21 protein-coding genes and 1 tRNA gene are annotated in these 18,891 nt (G+C 50.2%); 9 read left to right on the top strand and 13 right to left on the bottom strand.

The genetic code is table 11. The features are described 5' to 3' along the window. Window positions 1-57: 57 nt before the first annotated feature. Entirely contained in the window at window positions 58-402 is a 345-nt protein-coding gene (locus IPG80_RS02755) for an STAS domain-containing protein (protein WP_345102433.1), read from the top strand. 2 nt (window positions 403-404) lie between these two features. Here the strand turns inward: IPG80_RS02755 and IPG80_RS02750 are convergent, their stop codons facing one another. From IPG80_RS02750 to IPG80_RS02740, 3 genes are all read right to left on the bottom strand, one after another. Further along, complete coding sequence (locus tag IPG80_RS02750) at window positions 405-1,625, bottom strand: ATP-binding protein (RefSeq protein WP_345102431.1); 1,221 nt, start codon at window positions 1,623-1,625, stop codon at window positions 405-407. Window positions 1,626-1,667: 42 nt separating this feature from the next. Further along, window positions 1,668-2,375, bottom strand: a complete 708-nt coding sequence (locus IPG80_RS02745) for a response regulator transcription factor (protein WP_345102429.1) — start codon at window positions 2,373-2,375, stop codon at window positions 1,668-1,670. Window positions 2,376-2,462: 87 nt separating this feature from the next. Beyond that, a complete protein-coding gene (locus IPG80_RS02740; RefSeq protein WP_345102428.1) occupies window positions 2,463-2,720 on the bottom strand; it encodes a hypothetical protein in 258 nt (85 codons plus the stop codon). A 353-nt stretch (window positions 2,721-3,073) separates the two neighbouring features. Here IPG80_RS02740 and IPG80_RS02735 point away from each other — a divergent pair, with 353 nt between their 5' ends. Genes IPG80_RS02735 through IPG80_RS02705 form a run of 7 tightly spaced genes read left to right on the top strand, consistent with a single transcriptional unit; the run spans window position 3,074 to window position 9,743 of the window. Next, a complete protein-coding gene (locus IPG80_RS02735) occupies window positions 3,074-3,631 on the top strand; it encodes a cytochrome c3 family protein (RefSeq protein WP_345102426.1) in 558 nt (185 codons plus the stop codon). Window positions 3,632-3,654: 23 nt separating this feature from the next. Then, window positions 3,655-5,817, top strand: coding sequence for a molybdopterin dinucleotide binding domain-containing protein (locus tag IPG80_RS02730; protein ID WP_345102424.1), 2,163 nt, complete (start codon window positions 3,655-3,657; stop codon window positions 5,815-5,817). Window positions 5,818-5,819: 2 nt separating this feature from the next. Beyond that, window positions 5,820-6,545: a 4Fe-4S dicluster domain-containing protein gene (locus IPG80_RS02725; protein WP_345102422.1), complete on the top strand. Its 726-nt coding sequence runs from the start codon at window positions 5,820-5,822 to the stop codon at window positions 6,543-6,545. Window positions 6,546-6,547: 2 nt separating this feature from the next. Then, entirely contained in the window at window positions 6,548-7,975 is a 1,428-nt protein-coding gene (nrfD, locus tag IPG80_RS02720; RefSeq protein ID WP_345102420.1) for an NrfD/PsrC family molybdoenzyme membrane anchor subunit, read from the top strand. Between the two features lie 9 nt (window positions 7,976-7,984). Continuing rightward, the gene (locus IPG80_RS02715; protein ID WP_345102418.1) at window positions 7,985-8,524 is read left to right on the top strand and encodes a quinol:electron acceptor oxidoreductase subunit ActD; all 540 of its coding nucleotides are present in this window, start codon (window positions 7,985-7,987) and stop codon (window positions 8,522-8,524) included. Next, on the top strand, window positions 8,521-9,072 hold the full coding sequence (locus tag IPG80_RS02710) for a c-type cytochrome (protein ID WP_345102416.1): 552 nt from the start codon (window positions 8,521-8,523) through the stop codon (window positions 9,070-9,072). The genes IPG80_RS02715 and IPG80_RS02710 overlap by 4 nt, the downstream gene beginning before the upstream one ends. Before the next feature lie 11 nt (window positions 9,073-9,083). Beyond that, a complete protein-coding gene (locus IPG80_RS02705; RefSeq protein ID WP_345102414.1) occupies window positions 9,084-9,743 on the top strand; it encodes a hypothetical protein in 660 nt (219 codons plus the stop codon). A gap of 27 nt (window positions 9,744-9,770) precedes the next feature. Here the strand turns inward: IPG80_RS02705 and IPG80_RS02700 are convergent, their stop codons facing one another. The 5 genes from IPG80_RS02700 to IPG80_RS02680 form a co-directional block, all read right to left on the bottom strand. After that, a complete protein-coding gene (locus IPG80_RS02700; RefSeq protein ID WP_345102412.1) occupies window positions 9,771-10,376 on the bottom strand; it encodes a hypothetical protein in 606 nt (201 codons plus the stop codon). A 59-nt stretch (window positions 10,377-10,435) separates the two neighbouring features. Further along, window positions 10,436-10,525: transfer RNA gene (locus IPG80_RS02695), tRNA-Ser, on the bottom strand. A 50-nt stretch (window positions 10,526-10,575) separates the two neighbouring features. Then, window positions 10,576-12,474, bottom strand: coding sequence for a hypothetical protein (locus tag IPG80_RS02690; protein WP_345102410.1), 1,899 nt, complete (start codon window positions 12,472-12,474; stop codon window positions 10,576-10,578). A gap of 222 nt (window positions 12,475-12,696) precedes the next feature. Next, window positions 12,697-13,089 carry a CopG family transcriptional regulator gene (locus IPG80_RS02685; RefSeq protein WP_345102408.1) on the bottom strand — a complete coding sequence of 131 codons (393 nt, stop codon included), beginning with the start codon at window positions 13,087-13,089 and terminating at the stop codon, window positions 12,697-12,699. A gap of 143 nt (window positions 13,090-13,232) precedes the next feature. Beyond that, a complete protein-coding gene (locus IPG80_RS02680; RefSeq protein ID WP_345102406.1) occupies window positions 13,233-14,348 on the bottom strand; it encodes a hypothetical protein in 1,116 nt (371 codons plus the stop codon). Window positions 14,349-14,536: 188 nt separating this feature from the next. Here IPG80_RS02680 and IPG80_RS02675 point away from each other — a divergent pair, with 188 nt between their 5' ends. Further along, window positions 14,537-15,073 (top strand): carboxymuconolactone decarboxylase family protein, encoded by a 537-nt coding sequence (locus IPG80_RS02675; protein WP_345102404.1) that lies wholly within the window; start codon window positions 14,537-14,539, stop codon window positions 15,071-15,073. Between the two features lie 5 nt (window positions 15,074-15,078). Here IPG80_RS02675 and IPG80_RS02670 read toward each other — a convergent pair whose 3' ends face one another. From IPG80_RS02670 to IPG80_RS02650, 5 genes are all read right to left on the bottom strand, one after another. Next, window positions 15,079-15,396 carry a hypothetical protein gene (locus IPG80_RS02670; protein ID WP_345102402.1) on the bottom strand — a complete coding sequence of 106 codons (318 nt, stop codon included), beginning with the start codon at window positions 15,394-15,396 and terminating at the stop codon, window positions 15,079-15,081. A gap of 309 nt (window positions 15,397-15,705) precedes the next feature. After that, window positions 15,706-16,785, bottom strand: coding sequence for a hypothetical protein (locus IPG80_RS02665; protein ID WP_345102400.1), 1,080 nt, complete (start codon window positions 16,783-16,785; stop codon window positions 15,706-15,708). Window positions 16,786-16,963: 178 nt separating this feature from the next. Continuing rightward, complete coding sequence (locus IPG80_RS02660; protein ID WP_345102398.1) at window positions 16,964-17,353, bottom strand: sortase; 390 nt, start codon at window positions 17,351-17,353, stop codon at window positions 16,964-16,966. Between the two features lie 4 nt (window positions 17,354-17,357). Continuing rightward, window positions 17,358-17,843, bottom strand: coding sequence for a hypothetical protein (locus IPG80_RS02655; protein WP_345102396.1), 486 nt, complete (start codon window positions 17,841-17,843; stop codon window positions 17,358-17,360). Further along, window positions 17,840-18,883, bottom strand: a complete 1,044-nt coding sequence (locus IPG80_RS02650) for a pyrroloquinoline quinone biosynthesis protein (protein WP_345102394.1) — start codon at window positions 18,881-18,883, stop codon at window positions 17,840-17,842. Before IPG80_RS02650 ends, IPG80_RS02655 begins: the two co-directional genes overlap by 4 nt. Window positions 18,884-18,891 lie beyond the last annotated feature (8 nt).

Genomic DNA, 18,891 nt, shown 5'->3' with positions numbered 1-18,891 from the left:
TCATTCTTATTAACGTCCATATAATGAGTCATCTTTTACGCATAGGTGGCTCATTATATGGAATTAAACGTCAGCGAATTGGAAAGAGGGATTACCCTCATCAAACTGCAGGGCAGGCTCGATATTACCGGAGTCAACCAGATCGAAACGAAATTTGCAGCGTATTGTTCAGGGGAGAAACTATCAGTGATCGTTGATCTGTCTGGCGTGGAATATCTGGCTTCCATTGGAATTCGGCTGCTTGTGATAAATGCCAAATCATTGAAAACCCGCAATGGCAGAATGGTTCTCCTAAGCCCAACCACAGACGTTATGAGTGTTTTAGAGATCACAGATATACCAGCCATTATTCCGGTTTATGCACAGCTCGAATCTGCTGAAGCTGTTTTGTTGGGGCGCTGATTTTAAGCGGCGGGGACTTTAAAAAAGAACGCACTGCCGCGCCCTTCATCACTTTCCGCCCATATCTTGCCCCCGTGTGCTTCCACAATATGTTTTGAAATAGAGAGTCCCAATCCCGTGCCGGAACCGGTACGGGATGAATCGACTCGATAGAATCGTTCAAAGATGCGCGAAAGGCTTTCCGATGGTATGCCAATGCCTGTATCCTGCACTGCGCATCGTACCCCGCCGGGAACTGCCTCAGCACCCAGGGTGATCCTTCCCCCAGGCTTTGTGAATTTAACTGCATTATGGATCAGGTTAACCAGCACCTGTTCGAGTCTGCCCTTATCTGCACGGATGTCTGGCAACCCATCAGCACATAACACATCCAATTTTAAATTTGCGCGTTCCACTTGCGCCTTCATCCGGTCAGCTGAAGCATGGAGTAACTTTCGCGGTGAAATGGATTCAAAGTTCAACTGCACCTGCCCCGATTCGATGCGCGAAAGGTCGAGCAATTCCTGGGTCATCTGTGTCAGCGCATCGACTTCAGTGTGAATCCTATCCAGAAAACGTGGACCCGCTTCCGGGTCTGCAAGAGCGCCGCCTTGCAGGGTTTCGGTCAGTGCCTTTAAAGAAGCGAGCGGCGTCCGCAGTTCGTGCGACACATTTGAGATAAAGTCGCGTCGTACGGTTTCCAGTTTCCGCACTTGGGTCAGGTCTTGCACAAGGATCAAACTACCGCCTTCGTGCATATCAGGGATGACGATGATCTGCAGGTGTTGCCTGCGAGTGGGAATCTCCACCGCCTCGATCTGGATCTGACGGGTTTGTTGGCAGCGCTTCCATGCTTCGATCAGTTGATGGCTGCGCACCACCTGTGCCACGCTTTGGTGAGTGGGCTCATCGGTGCCAAAGAGCTTTCCGGCGGCGGGGTTTGCAAATTGCACACGCCCATCTGCATTAGCGATCAAAACACCATCGGTTAGTTGTTCAAGCACAGTGGCAAGGCGTTCATTTTCAGTCTGCAGCGCCTTGATCTCCATGTTGAATGCCAGGCGGCGCGATTCAATGACACCGATCAGGGCATCGATTTCATTTGAGTGTGGGGGAGGTGTTTGCGGGTCACGCATGAACTGCTCAACCTGACGCAGGCTGCGTTTTAGATCATAATATCGCCATGTGCACCAGGCTGCAACCAGCAGAAGAGTGACTGCGAAAACATAAGAGAGTTGATTCATGCTTATTTTTACTGTGCGAAGCCTTATGCCTTGTGCTTCGCTTTAACCTTCAAATCGATACCCGCCGCCACGCACTGTAACAATACGTTTCGGCTCGCTCGAGTTTTCCTCGATTTTTTGTCGCAGCCACCTTACATGAACATCCACGGTCCGGCTGTCGCCGATGTAATCCCAGCCCCAAACACGTTCGAGGATGAATTCTCTCGAGAGCATTTGTCTGCGGTGTTCGGCGAGGAAGAGCAGAAGCTCATACTCTTTGGGCTTTAGCTGGATGGGGGTTTCATTTAACGTCACTTCACGGCGAGTCAGGTTGATGGTCAGGTTGTCGAAGGTCAGGGCTTCATGCGGCGTTTCTTCGGCAGGTCTACCCATTTCCTCTCTTAAAAGTCGGGCACGCCTTAATTGTGCTTTGACGCGTGCGATCAGTTCACGCATTGAGAAGGGTTTTGTCATGTAATCGTCTGCGCCGACTTCCAAACCTACTACACGGTCGATCTCATCGTCGCGTGCCGTGAGCATCAGGATGGCAGTGGTCATTTCTTTGCGTAGTGTGCGGGCAACTTCAAAGCCGTCCATTTCTGGCAGCATGATATCCAGCACGATCAGATCCGGTTTTAGTTTGCGTGCAACAGTAAGCGCAGAACGTCCATCCCCCACGGTTTCAACGGTGTACCCCTCTTTTTTAAGATTATAAGCAAGTGTTTCTTGCAGAGCAATCTCATCTTCGACGATCAGTATTTTATCCGGCATGGCTGGCACTATACCATAGTGAAGGCATCCTTCTGTTAAGGCGATGTTAATGACTTCAGCGTGCTCTTGATGGTGGGTTGGGTGCGGTTATGTTTTCTTTCGCAGTGCGAGAGGGAGTGTGATGACCAATACGATCACGACACCCATCATCAGGATCCCGTCTGTTGAGCCCACTTTTGAATTATCTTCGGGTTGTGGTGTGGCGGTGCTTTGATGCAATGCTGCAGAATTCACCGCCTCGCTGTTTGCGGATACCGTTGGAAGATTGAAATTGGTCAAAACAAGGAGGATGGCCAGGGTGCCCAAAAGGAGGAGGGTGATTCCGAAAAGATGTTTTGCGCTCATTGTACATTCATTATAAATCGAATTGGTAGACTGAACATTCAGGGCATTTTGACCCGTCGGTGATATCTTTAACATCGTATAAGTGTTAAAGATATCAATCGCTTGAATTCAAAGATAAATTTGAGATAACTTGTACTTTTTTACACTTTCATTGTATAATCCGCCCATTATGCCTAGTTCGGCTAATGAATAACGCAGGTTTAGGCAAGCGCGAGGCGATTTTATAGAGTGGTGGATTCTTTTCTTTTAATGGTTTGCTGCGCGCTTTACGATTATTAAGAAGTACATAGGTATTTTGCATACGCCATCGTTTTATACGACGGCGTTACGCTTAGTCTATTTCAGGAGCATCCATGATCAAAAAGTTTTTCGACTGGCTGAAACAGCCTCTTGGTCTGATCGCGGTGGGAATTGTGTTCCTGGCAGTGTTTAGTGCGGCTGCATATGGGATCTACACGACCCAGCAGGCGCCCGAACAACCTGTTCCAGGTTTCCCACATAAGACCCATATTTCTTTTGGCATTCAATGTTTGTATTGCCATCCAGGAGCATCCAAGGGTCCCGCCGCCGGACTTCCCTCCCAAGCGAAATGCTGGGCTTGCCACAATCAGATCGTTAAGACCCGTGACAGTGCCCTGCTTGCCCCGCTTAAGGACGCAGTCTTGAGCGGGCAATCGCTCGAGTGGGTTCCCGTTGCCATCGTTCCGGACTTCGTCCAGTTTAACCACCGTGCGCATATTGCGGCTGGGCGTAACTGTGAGGAATGCCATGGCGATATGACACAGCAGCTCGTTGCCCAGAATCCTCAGGTAATGAACATGGGCTGGTGTTTAAATTGTCACGTTGAAGCTGCTGGTGAAGATCAGGCAAAACTGGTCAAACTTGCAGACTGTGGTACGTGTCACTATTAATCCGGGTGAAAGGACATCCACATATGAATGAACAATTTTCCCGGCGTGATTTTCTAAAACTGGCTGGTTTGGGAGCGGCGACTACAGCGATCCTCACAGGATGTGGTCCCGCTTCGCGTTATGTTAAGCGCGAGCCCTATCAGCAGATGCCTGAATACAACTCGGTCGGGCAGAGTACCTATTACGCCACTACATGCCGCGAATGCGCGGCAGGATGCGGTCTCGTGGTTCGCACCTATCAGGGTCGTGCACTGAAGACCGAAGGCAATGCCAATCATCCGCTGAACCTTGGTAAGACCTGCGCGCGCGGGCAAGCCACCCTGCAAGGGTTGTATAACCCCGATCGCGTACAAGCACCCTCCACCGGAGATTGGGACACCGCCATTCAAGCGGTTGCCGATGCTCTCAAAAATTACAAACCCAATGAAATCGCTTTCCTCATGGGTATGGCTCCTGATCATCTCTTTGACCTCGTGACCGACCTCGCCAAAGCGACCGGCATGAATGCTCCTGTCCGCTTCGGGGCGTTGAGCATGTTCGAAGCCCGCGCCACCTTGAGCAAGGCTGCCGAGAACCTCTTTGGTCAGGCAGGCTTGCCCTTCTTCGATGTTGGCGGCGCACAGACGGTCTTCTCCTTCGGTGCGAACTTCCTCGAAACTTGGCTCTCTCCAGTTTCCTATACCCGCGGTTTCGCTGGTTTACGCGAAGCCGAGACAAAACTTCGCGGTAAATTCGTTCAGTTCGAGCCGCGGATGTCTGCGACCGGTGCCAAATCTGATCATTGGGTTCCGCTTCGCCCCGGGACCGAAGGCTTGGTTGCCCTTGCCATCGGAAAACTCGCCGCTGAAATTCGCGGCGGCTCAACACCGCGTGCCTTCTCCGGTGTGAACCCGGCTGAGGTTGCTGAAACAGCTGGCGTTGAGTTGGCGGCGTTGGAACACCTCGCCGAAATGTTTGCCAATTCCAATGCGCTTGCCATCCCTGGCGGTGCCGCACTGGGTCAATCCAATGGTTTGGAAATTGCCGAAGCGGTTCTGGCGTTGAATGCCCTTTCGGATAATTTCGGCAAACCTGGCGGCGTTTACCTTTCGGCTTTCGCTCCGATGCAGACCGAATACAATCGCCCCGCCTCTGCTGAAGAAATGGGCGCCTTCATTGAAAAAATGAAGAGCGGCGCGTTCAAAGCTGTCTTTATCCACGGTGTGAATCCCGTCTTCGAATTGCCCGCTTCACTTGGCTTCAAAGAAGCTCTTGGAAGTGTCGAGCAGGTTGTCTCTTTTGCCACCTTCCCTGATGAGACTTCTGCCGAAGCGAAGTATGTCTTCCCCGATCACCACGGACTTGAGTCTTGGGGGTATCAGCGTGTAGCCACTGGTGTGGCATTACCTGTGCTCTCCGGCGCTCAACCTGTCGTTTCACCGTTCTACGATACTCGCGCAACCGCCGATGTTCTGATTGCTGCAGCTCAGTTGGCGGGCGGCAAGTTTGCCGAAGCTCTTCCTTACAAGGATGAAGTTGAATTCCTTCAGACAAAGGTTGGGGCTTTGTTGAGCGAAGCGAACGGCTCCTTCACTGCTCCCGATACCGCAACATTCATGGCGTACTTCCAGCAGTATGGCGGCTGGCTCAAGAATACTGATGCACTGGTTGCTCCAGATGGTTCTGGCGTTCTCAATAGCAACCTCAAAGCGACCGATGCTGAGTTTGCCGGTGAAGGTGAATTCTTCTTTGTTCCATTCGTTTCCCCAACCCTTGCAGAAGCTGGCGCGAACAAGCCTTGGTTACAGGAACTTCCCGACCCCACTACCACTGTCATGTGGAATACCTGGATCGAGATGAACCCCGAAACCGCACATGAGCTGGGTATCGTGAATGATGATGTGGTCAAGGTCATCAGCGAAGCCGGCGAAGTGCAAGCTTTTGTTTATTTATATCCGGCTATCCGCCCGGATACGATCGCCATGCCTTTTGGTCAGGGACATACTGCCTTTGGGCGCTATGCTGAAAAACGCGGCGTGAATCCCGCCGACCTGCTCGCTGGTCACTTTAATGGTGCCGGTGATCTTGCATTTGCTGGTATGAAAGTCAAAGTAGAAAAGGTCTCCAGTGCCGTGAGTGGTGTTGGTCTTTCCCGCATGGAAAGCCGCATCGGCGTTTACGGTGAGGCGCTGGGTGAGGAGCATTAATCATGATTAGACCCGAAGAAATCAAAATGAGCACCGAAGAGACCGGCAAGTGGGGTATGGTCATTAATCAGGATATCTGCACGGGTTGCCAGGCTTGTGTAGCCGCCTGTGCGATGGAAAACAATATCTCCTTTGTCGGCGAAGAAGACTCTGGTTATGGTCGCTCCATGCACTGGATCCGCATCGAACGTTTCTGGGAGGGTGAATATCCAGAGATCAAGATGACCTCCCAGCAGCCCATGTTATGCCAGCAGTGTGGTCATGCCACCTGCGAACCGGTCTGCCCGGCGTTCGCCACCGTCCATTCACAGGCGGAACAGTTGAACCTGCAGGTGTACAACCGCTGTGTGGGTACGCGTTATTGCGCGAACAACTGTCCGTACCAGGTGCGTGCCTTCAACTGGCGTGATTACCAACGTCCCGAACCTTTGAACAACCAACTCAACCCGGATGTGACAGTTCGCCGCATGGGTGTGATGGAGAAATGCACCTTCTGTATCCAGCGTATTCACAAGGCGCAAGATACAGCCAAAGCCGAAGGACGCGAAGTAGCGGATGGTGAATTTACCACCGCTTGCGCTCAGGCTTGCCCTGCCAACGCGATCGTTTTCGGACGCGTTGACAATCCCGAGTCGCTGGTTTCACAACTGGCACACAAGAGTCATGGCGTCAAACATCTTGAAGAACTTGGCACGCTTCCCAACGTGACCTACTTCAAGGGAGGGTAAACATGTCAGACAATAAACATCACGCGGAGCACTCTCACGAAGAGCATCTCCGCGAAAAGCACCTCATGTTAGACCCGCTTCCCCGCGGTCGAATGAACGAAATGGTCATGGAATCCATGATGGAACCCCCCACATGGAAATTCTGGGTGATCTTTGGTTTCCTAGCTTTCGTTGTAGTCTACTTTCTGTTCTATAAATGGGGTGTCCTGATCGCAAAAGGTCAGGGTGAAGCCGGTGTGATGCGCCCTGATTATTGGGGTATCTTCCTCGTCAACACCGTGTTCTGGATCGGTATCAGTCATGCCGGTACATTCATCTCCGCGATCTTGCGTGTGTTTAGGGCAGAATTCCGCCGTCCGTTCACCCGCGCCGCAGAATTGATGACTACCTTTGGTTTGGTGCAGGCTGGTTTCAGTATCTTCATGCACATGGGTCGTGTGTGGATCTTCTACTGGCTCATGCCGTACCCCAACCAGCGCTTATTGTGGCCCAACCTGCATTCACCACTTACCTGGGATTTGCTCGCGATCACAACTTATCTGCTGTCTTCCACCATGTACCTCTTCCTGCCGCTCATCCCTGATGTAGCAATGGCACGCGACCGCTCCACTGGCTGGCGCAAGAATTTCTATAAGATCCTTGCTCTTGGTTTCCGTGGTACAGAAGGAGAATGGACCCACCTGCGCAATGCGATGAACATTTTCGCCTTTGCGATCATCCCGGTCATGTTCTCCGTTCACACCATCGTGTCTTGGGACTTTGCCGCTGCCACCCGCCCCGGCTGGTCTTCCACCATCTTCGGTCCGTACTTCATTGTGGGTGCTTTGCACTCCGGTATGGGCGCGGCTGCGGTCGTACTGGCGGTGATCCGCGGTACCATGAAGCACATGAAATACTTTGTGCGCGGCGAGCACTTCGATGCCATTGGCAAACTTATGCTCATCATTTCCATGGCATGGGCGTACTTCTTCTTCAACGATTACATGGTGCAGTGGTATGGCGGCGACAAGTGGACCCAGCAGTTGCTGCATTTCCATGAAGCTGGTCCCCTTGGTTGGATGTGGTTTGGCATGCTGTTCTGTAACATTGTTGTTCCCTGGGCGATCTTGTGGAACCCCAAATGGCGCGCCACCCCCTGGGCGATCACTGTTGTGGGCTTGATCATCAATGTAGGTATGTGGTTTGAACGCTATATTATCGTTCCGGTCTCTGTTACCATCAACCGCATGCCCTTCACTTGGCGTATGTACACACCAGGCATCGAAGTCCCCATGGGCATTGGTACAGTTGCCTTCTTCATCCTGCTTTATATGGCGGCATCCAAACTGATCCCGCTCATCCCGGTTTGGGAAGTGCAGGAAGGTCAGATGGCGCACGAACTCAAGAAATTTGGACGCGAGACCGTTGTTTCGGTCAGCGAACTTGAATAGGAGGATGCGATGACTGAAGAATCTAAAGTTGTCGATCTACTCGCGGTCTTCTCGGACCTCGCTCCTGCTGCGGATGCTGTGGAACAACTCCGCGCCATGGGCGTTCACGATGACTGCATGAACGTGATTTCTGGCGTCCCGGTTACCGAAGCGATGCTTGGGCGTCCGCGTCAGTGGACGAACGTGCCGCGCATTGCCATGGGCGGCGCACTCTTGGGGTTTGCAGCGGGCTTTTTCCTTGCCTACATTTCCCCGTACCTGTATCCTTACCCGATCCAAGTGAGTACTCAGGCGTTTGTTCCGGGTCCTCCCACTGTGGTCGTGTTATTTGAATTGACCATGCTTGGCATGCTACTCTCCACTTTCCTCGGCGTATTCCTTGACAGTTTCTTCCCTAATTACCGCCCGATGAAATATGTACCTGAGATCAGCGACGGCAAGATCGCGATTTTTGTCGAGTGCCCGCATGTGGAAGAAAAGAAGATCACGGACGCCTTGAAAAAACTTGGCGCTGAATCCGTGAAGCCTGCGGAGGCGCAACACTTATGAGACTCTTCAAACAACTCCTTGTTGTATTTGCTGTTCTTGCCGTCCTTGTTGCTGGTCTAATGATCTTTGCCTTTGACGTTATCAAAGTTGACTGGGTTGTATTTATGGAAATCCAGGAATCCTTTGACGACCAGGAAAAACCGCTTGCAGTTCCTGCACAGTCTGTCCCAGTGGATGGTGTTGCCTACCTGCCTGGTATGGGTGAACCTGTGAACCCTGTGGAGGCTGATGAGGCATCCATTGCGCGTGGCGCTCAGTTGTATCAAATCCACTGTCTGATGTGCCACGGCGATACAGCGCAAGGGAATGGTACCGTGGCGGCGTTTCTCGTCAAAAAGAAGCCTGCCGACCTGACCAGCGAAGTTGTGCAAGCCAAATCGGATGGCAGCATGTTCCTGACCATTTCCTACGGCATTTGGAATCCCAACAACACGCTGTTTCCAGAAGTGCAGTTCTCTGGTCAAATGCCGCCGCTGAATGAAAACTTGACCATTCGTGAACGCTGGGATGTTGTCAATTATCTTCGCACCCTCAAAGCGGCGGAGTAGGGAGGGACAAAATGAAAGATGATGTAAAAAAATATATTTTCGGCGCGGTGGCAGTTTTCCTTGTCGGCGTGTTCATTTGGGTGGGGATCGTTTTTGTAAATGCTTGTGGTTTGTCGTTTTCCTGTAAACGTGGAGAACTCGCCGTGGCACGTACACCGATCCCAACCATGATCCCTGCCACTTTGCCTGCCATGGAGATCGCATCCAGCGCATCGGTTGACCCAGATAAGTGTCATGTCGCTGGGGTGGAGCTGGTGGGTGCATGGGTTGAAGCTGGTTCATCCAAGACCGAAGTTTTTGAGTTCACGGACGCGAATGGTGTTTCCTGCGAAGCTACATTTGCGGATGTTTCGCCTCTTTTCACTCAAGCCAACCTTTGGTATTCGGGCTCGCTCTCCTGTGTCTCTTGTCACTCTGTGACACTGGCTGTTTCCCCTGCACAACTGGACCTGAGCAGCTATGATGGTATCATCGCCGGATCACGCCGTGCAGATGACGCTCCCAAGGGGACGGACATCCTTGGCGGTGGAAAGTGGACATCGTCCCTGTTGTATCAGTTCCTTGCTGAAACCAAGGCTGATGTCCCAGGTCATGATGAGGCGCTTTCTTCCGGACTGATGGTGTATGCAGGAACTCCGCTTCCCGCTGCGAAAGCAACACCGAAGCCTTAGTCGAAAGATTTTCAAAAAGACCCGGTCTCACGATCGGGTCTTTTTTGTTGCATATTTCCAGAACCATATGAGCAAGTATCCAAAAAATGCGCCTGTGATGTTGGCAAGAATATCCAGCCAGGTATCGAACCCGCTGCTATCGAATTGGTATCCGGCAACATATTTGGAAACGAATTCGTAAAGCTCAGAGAAAACGCTGAAAAAGGAGGAAAAGAAAGCAATCAGGAAAAGATTTGCGACCAGGTACCCTGCTTTGCTGTTCTGTGTGCTTCGAAGGCTGATCACTCCATCTCCGTATTGGAGATTGAAGTTTAAGACAAAGTATTCATACACCAGGGCGATGGCGATTCCACCGCCTAGAAAATGCAGGATCTTGTCATTGAAAACCCAGTATGGTATCAGCCTGAAGGAGAAAACTACAAATGCTGCTCCAATCAGATGTGAATATGTGCGGCGTTGATAACCCCATGTTAATGGCGGTAGAATGAGATTTAGTTGCTGATTTTTATGAAAGAGAAGCAGAGTAAGCGGGGGCAGGGTGAGTGCATACACCATGAACAACACCCAGGCAATGTTGTAGATCGGATCGTACCAGGAAATGTTCTTGATGAGATATTCAAGGGGATTGAACACAGGATACCTCTATGGTAATTAATAAAAAAACGCCCCTGGAAAAGGGGGCGTTACTCTTCTGGCGGAGAGGGCGGGATTCGAACCCGCGAACCTTTGTGGGTTACACGCTTTCCAAGCGTGCGCGCTAAGCCAGACTACGCGACCTCTCCAAATCAAAAGCGACCGACATTATACCATGTGTTTCCGGATAGGCAAGTTTCTACGGTTTCCAGACGGAGAGGACCTCATCCACGTAAAAGAAGGAATAGGATGATACTTCTGCGTCAAAGACCAATTCACCGCAAACCTGCATCAGCGACCCCGGTTGGGGCAGCATCTCAGTTTCAATGATCACAAAAGATTGTTGATTGGTTTGAAGGTCGATCGTGTAGAAAAGAGTATTCGATGGTCTAATGGATTCCATGATTATGGTGAGGCTGATCTCAGGGAGGCTGTGCGCATTGCGGCGGAAGCCGCTGATGTGAAAGTCTGGCATCCAGTCTAGGAATACTTCGTTTTCCCGGTGGATATTGATCGAGGTGCCTTTGTCGAAGCTTGCAAAGAAGGTATCTGTATTGGGCGGGCAGACAGTTTCGGGCGGGGTGGGAAGCGCGCCTGTCGTTTTTGTGTAGATCGGAGCGGTGAGGAGGAGAACGACAAGAGATGCCGAAATCGTAGTGAGGGGAAAATTTCCCGGCGTTGATTTAAGGTGAGGTTTGAGGAAATTGACTGGCATTTTTTCTTGCAGGAAGGACAATCCCATTCCGGGCAGCAGTATGAAGAAGGGAATCGTTGCTGCATAGAGGCGTACGCGATAAGCATCTGTAGGCGGCACAAAGGGGACAGATGCCAGTACTCCCAGCGCACCCAACACGGCCAGACTGGCGGTTGCATCCCGGAAGTTTCTGAACCATTTAAATATGCCTAGCGCGCTGAGGATATACATTCCCCAGCGGGCTATTTCGTTGACGAGATAATTTTCCCCTGCTACAAAAGCGTATGCGTTGTACCAGGTGCTTGAAAAGAACATTTTCCAGTAGAAGAGTGCGCCAGAGATAATGAGAGAGGGGTTATTGCGAATCAGTTCAAAGGCAAGTCTATATATCTCAGCTGAATCTTTTGCGTTTGGCTGCGCCTCAAAGACATATCTCCAGGATCGTCCGCCTGCTGCCAAACCGTAGAATGCCCATGAAAAATTTTCAAACGCAACGCCGCTTGGACCAGCGACAAAGTCGATCATTTTGTTGTTGGCGTAAAAAACGAAAAGAATGATCGCGGACCCCCATAGGAAGAATTTATAGGAGAATTTTCCCTGTCCTCTGAAAATCCATCCGCCCCATAAAAGCAGGGCAGGCAGGACGAACATGGCACCTGGGCGGATGTTCAGCGCCAGGGCGATCACACCGACCCCGAACAAGGTGAGCCATTCTTTTTGATCGGCGATCCCTTTCCAGATCAAGGCGATGCCAAGCAGGCTAACCGACACGCCCAGCGATTCAGACATGGTTGTGCCGCTGTGATGGCGGTAATACAAAAAGGTGAGTATCAGGAAAAAGACTGCAAGCTCTGTGCCGTGGGTCTTCTGGATTTCACGGCTAGCCAGATAGCTGGCAAAACCGGCAATGGCGGTAAATATGCCCACAGTGACCATTAAGTTCCTGCCTGTGAGGCGGAGAAAGAAAGAAAGCAGCCCCGCAAAGAATGGACGCATGGCTGTGAAGTTTGATACATCTACACCGTATTGCAAGCGGGTCGCATCGGTATAGTACCCGACTGCATCCGTTAGAGGGATCAATCCATTTAGTACAACAGATTGGGTGTTCCCGGAAGCCCATAAACCCGCCAGCCCCAAGGCAAACAATGCCATTGTTGCCGTCAGTGCGAACAACTCACCATAGCGCCCAGGAATACGGAAAGCAGCGTACATGACCAGCCCTGCCAATGGAATAACCATGCCAAAACCCAGCCGCAATGCCATACTGACCGGACGCAATAGAAACGGAGAGCGGTTGACGAGAATTAAAATGAAAACGAGTATGGAAACGCCCAGACAAAGAGTTTGCCAGATACGCGGGGGGATCTTTTCTATATAAGTACTGCTGTTTAGTTTATTTGACATAACCCGGTTATTATAAATGATTTGGTTTTGTGGGCTTATTCATCCCATTCAGGAAGGTGTCTTTTAAATGGGGGAGTGCTTAAATTTATAAAAATCCCGTACCTTTACAAATCAAAGGTGCGGGATTTTTTATTAGACATTTTCTAACATGTAGAGCAGTTTTTCACCCCACCATTTGTCAGGGATCTTAGGCTGCAAGCCTGCCTATATGCAAGAGATCTATTACAAAATTTTTCCGGCTTTTGTCAGGGCATCTTTCAACTCGGTTCTTACATTAAAAATTCCAAAGACCTTGATCGACTCTACTACTTCCAAAGCGAGGGAAACAGGCACATCATCTGGGATTCGGTATACCCCAAGCACATCTACCTTGATCTTCTCACTTTTAGATTTGTAACGCTCAAAATCCTTGATGCTGTGGAAAAAAGCACCCACCCCGAATGAGTGGCGGGTTATAGCCTGTTGAACTTCAACTACGTGCTTATCCAGCTGCGAACGGATCGCAGAACGGATGAAATCTGTGCGGTTCGAGTAATGCCCCTGCTCTACAAGCAGGTCGACCTTCCCAAGGTCAATCGCCCCTAAATTAATAGTGATTTTTTCAGTGTCAGTCATAATACTCTCCTTTTACCATCTGTATGGATGGTTATTGGATTATTTTAGTTGTTTTTGAATTTGTAAGATTAACTCTCTTCGCCCCAAGAGAAAACACCTGCAAATAAAATTGCAGGTGTTTCGAAACAATTAAAGAATGTAGTTTATTTAGGTCCTATGTAATCGCAGGAGCATGAACTGTCGTTCCATACGTATGAAGAATTACAAGACTTGACTACACAGCCTGTTGAACTACCACCAGACGGAGCAAGCGGATCATTTATGATGGGGGAGAACGTTGTGCATAACCCAGGTTCTTTCCCAGTAGGTTGGAACCCAACTGCCATACGGCAGGAGTTATCGATCTCAGCGACTTCCTTAATAGGGTAAAAAATATTCAACCCGGAATCTGCAGCGCCTGCCTGCTCGTGTGTGAATTTATCACTGATATCAAAGAAGGCGGGGTCAATAAGATTTGTACCAGCCCACATGTTGATAAGATATTTCTTCGGTGATTCTAAAACGGTTTGCTTGAGGGCGAATTCGATCGTGTTCGGGTCATTTGGAGAGATGCGTACCCAGGCAGAATCTGCATCATCACCTTGTCCCTGATCAAAGATGTTGGTTTCAAACCCGTCGCTTGTGAATTGGATGTTATCGCTCAACATAGGTTGTTCGCCACCCACATCCTGGTTGGCATCTTTATAAATTTGGACTCCGTCCACGGTCCATTCTGTTGAAGCGGGTTTGCTTGCGATAATCAGCCAATCACCTTTACCGTCGAGATTTACATCCAATTCGATGGCATATTTGACATTTTCTACACCATTCCCCTGAAGTTGATTAAGGGTAATGATGCCGTAGATCCAGATATCATCCTGGTAAACAAGGGTGTTCACGATATCGATCTCGGAATAATACACATCCATGGTATTTGCGTTGAACGGACGCTCGAATTTCTCAAATGAAAAACGATCGCCGCCGATATTGGTTTTGGTTTCGATGATTTTTGAGGAATTGAAGTCTGTAGCTTGTCCGCTTTGTTTTTCGGGCAACCCAACCGGAATATCGGTATGTTGAATGGCAGGAGGAGCTGCTTCTGTTGCTTCCAAAGCTTCTGCTGGGGCTTCTGTTGCTGCTGCAGGGTTTTCAACCGCTGCAATAGGGTTTGCACCTTCAGACGAGGTTTCGGGGGCGGCAGGGATGGGCGAATTGCACGCTGCCAAAAAGACGAACATTACGAGGAACAAAGAATATACTCTAAACTTACTGTGATCCATTTTTTTCTCCTGAATAAAATATATTTGGATTTTACAATTCTCCTTTCAGGAATGAATGGTACGGTAGTCCTTTTTTATGGTGAAGTAGTACTTAAGTATTCAAACAATTTCCGGTTCAATCGAACTGTAGTACTAATCTAATTTTCTTTTTCCATCACTATTCTGATCGGTTGTCTTATAATTTGCACATGTCATTTATCAATCCTCCTAAAAAAATTCCTTTCCTTTTACGTATAGGCATTTGGATTTCTGAGCAGGTCGTAAAGAAGCCCATGCTGCCGCCTCGAATTCTCTCCTGGTACCCCAAGGCTGCGATCGGTGCAGGTGTATTGGAAGCGCTGGTTGCGCATAAAGATGGACGTATGGATAAGCGTATGTTGAAGCTTATCCGTATGACGGCTTCACATGCGGTTGCCTGCCCCTTCTGCGTGGACATGAACTCACACGAATATCGTAGTTATGGCATCACTGATGTCGAAGCCGAAGCTTTACGTGGTGATATTGAAAATGTGGATACGTTTACCGAGCGAGAAAAACTGGCAATTGCCTATGCCCGTCTGATCTCTGCTACACCGCTAAAATTCCACTCTGATGTTGTCGAAAAAGTAAAAGCCGCCTTTACCGAACGCGAATTTGTGATCCTCGTCAGTACGGCGGCTCAGGTTAATTTTTGGGCAAGGCTCATTCAAGGACTTGGCATTCCGCCTGCCGGTTTTGGGGAATGAAACTTTTATTGAAGGATCGCTTTGATCTCTCTCAACATGGTTAATATCTGTTGTCGGGCTTGTTCATCGCCTACGCCTGCCATACCAATGGTGTCACCGCGCCCAAGTACAATGTGATAACCATCCAGACCGATCTCTCGTTGGGTAAAAGCCTCCCAATTCAGGAAAGTGCGTTTGGTATCCACAGACCAGTCATTCTTCCAATATAGTCCGCCGGAGCATATGGCAAACCCCACTTTATTGCTGCCGAAGATGGTGTCATCATAGAGCATGATGACGGTTTCATTTGCGGGGATATTAAAGCTGTTACGCATATTGGTCATGCGTCTCGCGTCTATTGTCTCGTCCATGTGCAGATTCTTTGTTCCCTCATACTTGGTACACACCTCGCGAATGGACCTTGGTTCACCTGTTTTAGGATTATTTTCTGATACTTTGATGGGTGCTCCGCAATTAGGACAATTGGGTTTATGCTCTAAAAATTCAGTGCTGCAGTATTTGCAAGTGAACATTGGATCGCCTCACATTAGGATGGTTTGATTTTACAATAAAAACTTCCCTAGTCTAATAATGACTGGGGAAGTTTTTATACTCTCTGGTGCAAAAAACACTGTATCCCTTACATGGAGATATTATTTGATCGGCTTGCAGCTGCAGCTGCCATCGTCCCAGAACGAGTCGGCGGGGCAAGAGGAGGGGATACAGAATATTCGAATGATGATGCCTGGTTTTCCGCTTCCGCCTGGTGAGCCCGGCTCAGACCCTGCCTGCTGTGATGCTGTGGGGCAAAGCCCGGGTTCCTGCCCTGTGGGTTGAAACCCAACCGCCATACGGCAGGAATTGTCGATCTCGGATACTGCCTTGATCGGGTAGAAATATTCAAGACCTTTATCAGCCGCACCGGCTTCTTCATGTGTGAAGTGGTCGTTTATATCGAATAAGGCGGGGTCAAGCAGATTCGTGCCTGCCCACATGTTGATGAGAAAAGCGCCCGGTTCACCAACGGCGGTTTTCTTGATCGAAAACTCAATGGTATTCTCGTTGTCTGCAGACAAGCGTACCCAGGCGGCATCGGTATCATCGCCTTCGCCGCTGTCAAATATCTTTTTCTCGAAACCATCTCCGGGCGCAATGACCTCATCCGTAAAGTAGGGCGACTCTCCGCCAACATCCCCATTTTCATCTTTGAATATTTGCACTCCGTCGACCGTCCAATCACTGGAAGTTGGTAAAGTGGCAAGAATGAGAAAATCTCCTTTTCCATTCAAGTCTATGTCCAACTCAATGCCATACCTTTTTTCGCTCAACTTGGTTGAAGCGACGTCATTTAGGACGATCAATCCATAGATCCAGGTATCGTCTTGCAAAACCATGGTGTGGACAATATCGATCTCTGGATAATACACGTCCATGCTCTGTGTGTTGAATGGACGTTCCAGCCTCCCATATGTGAAGCGATCACCTCCAATGAAATAGTCTGAACCGGGGATGATCGAAGAATCAAAATCCGCAGCCTGCCCACTTTCCAAACCGGGAAGACTGATGGGAATCGCTTCGTGATTAATGGATGCCTCGGTTGGGGGGATGACCGTGGAGATCTCTTGAGGGGTTGGTTCGGTTTCTATGGCGTCTTGAGAACCGGGCAATCCACATGCAAGTGTAAAAATGATCAGGGCAACAAATGACAGGTTTCTAAGAATTTTAGCGTTCATACTTCGCTCCTTTTGTAATGAATATCCTAATGAATTCAAAGAAGCGAGGCAATAGATAAACTCAGTACATTTGTACTTCCAGTACTTTTGGTAGCTGTAAAACGAATTTGTGGAGTTGGCTAAAAAGACCCCAAGGTCATTTTGACCTTGGGGTCTTTTTGCATTGTGAATTACAAAATTATTTGACTTCGATCAGCACCGCTCTGACAACTCTTCTGAAGAGATAAGATTCATTGAGCGGGTTGTACCCAGAGCAGGTGACAAGAGTGATATAGGATGCATCCTGCTTGGACTCGAAGGCGTAGCTGGTGGCATATGGACGGGAGAGCTTCGTCTCGCGCACTTCATAGATGTACTGCGCGCCTCCCAAGTGGACGATGATCTGGTCGCCATATTTGACCTGTTTCAACGCTGCGAAGGGTCCCGTCAACCCGTCTGCGTTGGTGACGTGGGCCGTGAGCACCGAGTTGCCATTCCAAGTGGGGAAGGCGGTGCCGTTGAGCCAGCCGGTGTCATTGCCGAGCCAACTTACATCCCAGGTCTTGTCGGCGTTTTGGGGTACACCCACAATATTAGACTTTACATTTAAGGAAGGGAATCTCCAGCCAGAGGTCGCTGAGTTCGGCATAGGCGAGTTCTGCGGGTTGGGCTGGGAGGGAGGTGATTTTATTGGGAGCAAAACCAGTTTTGGGTAAGGAAGAGGCGGATGTGGATTTTGCACGATTACCTGCGTTGCCAGTTCCAGCTGCAACACCGATGGTGAAGTCAACGGTGGCATCGTTGGCGCCGTTGTTGAGTTCGAGTCCAGCCACACTCCAAATGGAGGTGGTACCGCAAATGAAAAGACGGTAGGTGCCATTTGTGAGTGGGTTGGCAAGAGTGAGGGTGGACATGAAGACCAGGTTGTTGTAATTTGCTGTGTTGATGGTCTGTGGCACATCGTCAGCGACGAGACCACCATTACAAGAAAGAGTATCGAAGGTGCCGTTGGTGCCGCGCTCGACGAGCAAATAGTTGGCGGTGGTATTGGCTGCTTCGGAAGAACCGTCATTCTTCATATCTTGATTGAAGGTAACGTTAATGGTGGTAAGGCTGGTGAGTGTGGCATTGGCAGAAGGGTTAGACGCCGTGACTCACTGAAGGTGACGGTGAAACTGGAAAGACCTGTGGCATTATTGGTTTGCAGGGTGTGGCTGAGCACAGTAGGTGGGGTGCTATCAAGGTTGAATGCGGCAAAATACTCGCGCGCCGCCCCGCCGATGGTTGTGAAATCCCCTCCTACATAGATCGTGCTCCCGTTTACCGCGAGAGCAAACCCCCAGGTAGGTGCATTTGGGTTCCACGCCGTGGCAAGCCCCGTCGTCGCATTCAGCGCGGCGATATAGTTGCGCACCTGCCCGCCGATGTTGGTAAACCCCCCTACTGCATAGACCGTGGTCCCGCTCACCGCGATAGCAGTCACTTCGTTGCCCGCATTCGGGTTCCACGCCGTGGCGTTGTTCGTGTTAATTGTCGCATCCAGTGCGGCGATACGATTGCGCGTCTGCCCGCCAATGTTGGTGAACTGACCTCCCGCATACACCGTGCTCCCGCTTACTGTAAGAGTTGTTACCCCCCCCCCGGCGCCCCTGGCATTTGCATTCCGGGGTCCCACGCTGGCAAGTCCCGTCGTTGCATCCAGCGCGGCGATGCGGTTGCGCGTCTGCCCGCCGATGGTTGTGAAATCACCGCTCGCATAGACCGTGGTCCCACTCACCGCGAGAGCGTACAGATGGTTGTTCGCATTCGGGTTCCACGCCGTGGCAAGTCCCGTCGTCGCATCCAGCGCGGCTATATAGTTGCGTGTCTGCCCGCCGATGGTCGTGAACTGCCCGCCCGCATAGACCGTGGTTCCGCTCACTGCAAGAGCACTCACCCTAGAACTCGCATTCGGGTTCCAGGGGGTGGCAAGTCCTGTCGTTACATCCAGCGCGGCGATGCGATTGCGCGCTTGCCCGCCAATGTTCGTGAAATCACCACTTGCATAGACGGTGACGGCGCTTACCGCGAGAGGAGCACCCTTTGTTTGCATTTGGGTTCCAAGGGTTAATTGAACCATCAGCATTG

The organism is Candidatus Villigracilis vicinus, assembly GCF_016702885.1.
In the GTDB taxonomy this organism is placed as follows: domain Bacteria; phylum Chloroflexota; class Anaerolineae; order Anaerolineales; family Villigracilaceae; genus Villigracilis; species Villigracilis vicinus.
The sequence above is the reverse complement of the archived record's forward strand: the minus strand, read 5'-3'. Positions and strand labels throughout refer to the sequence as shown.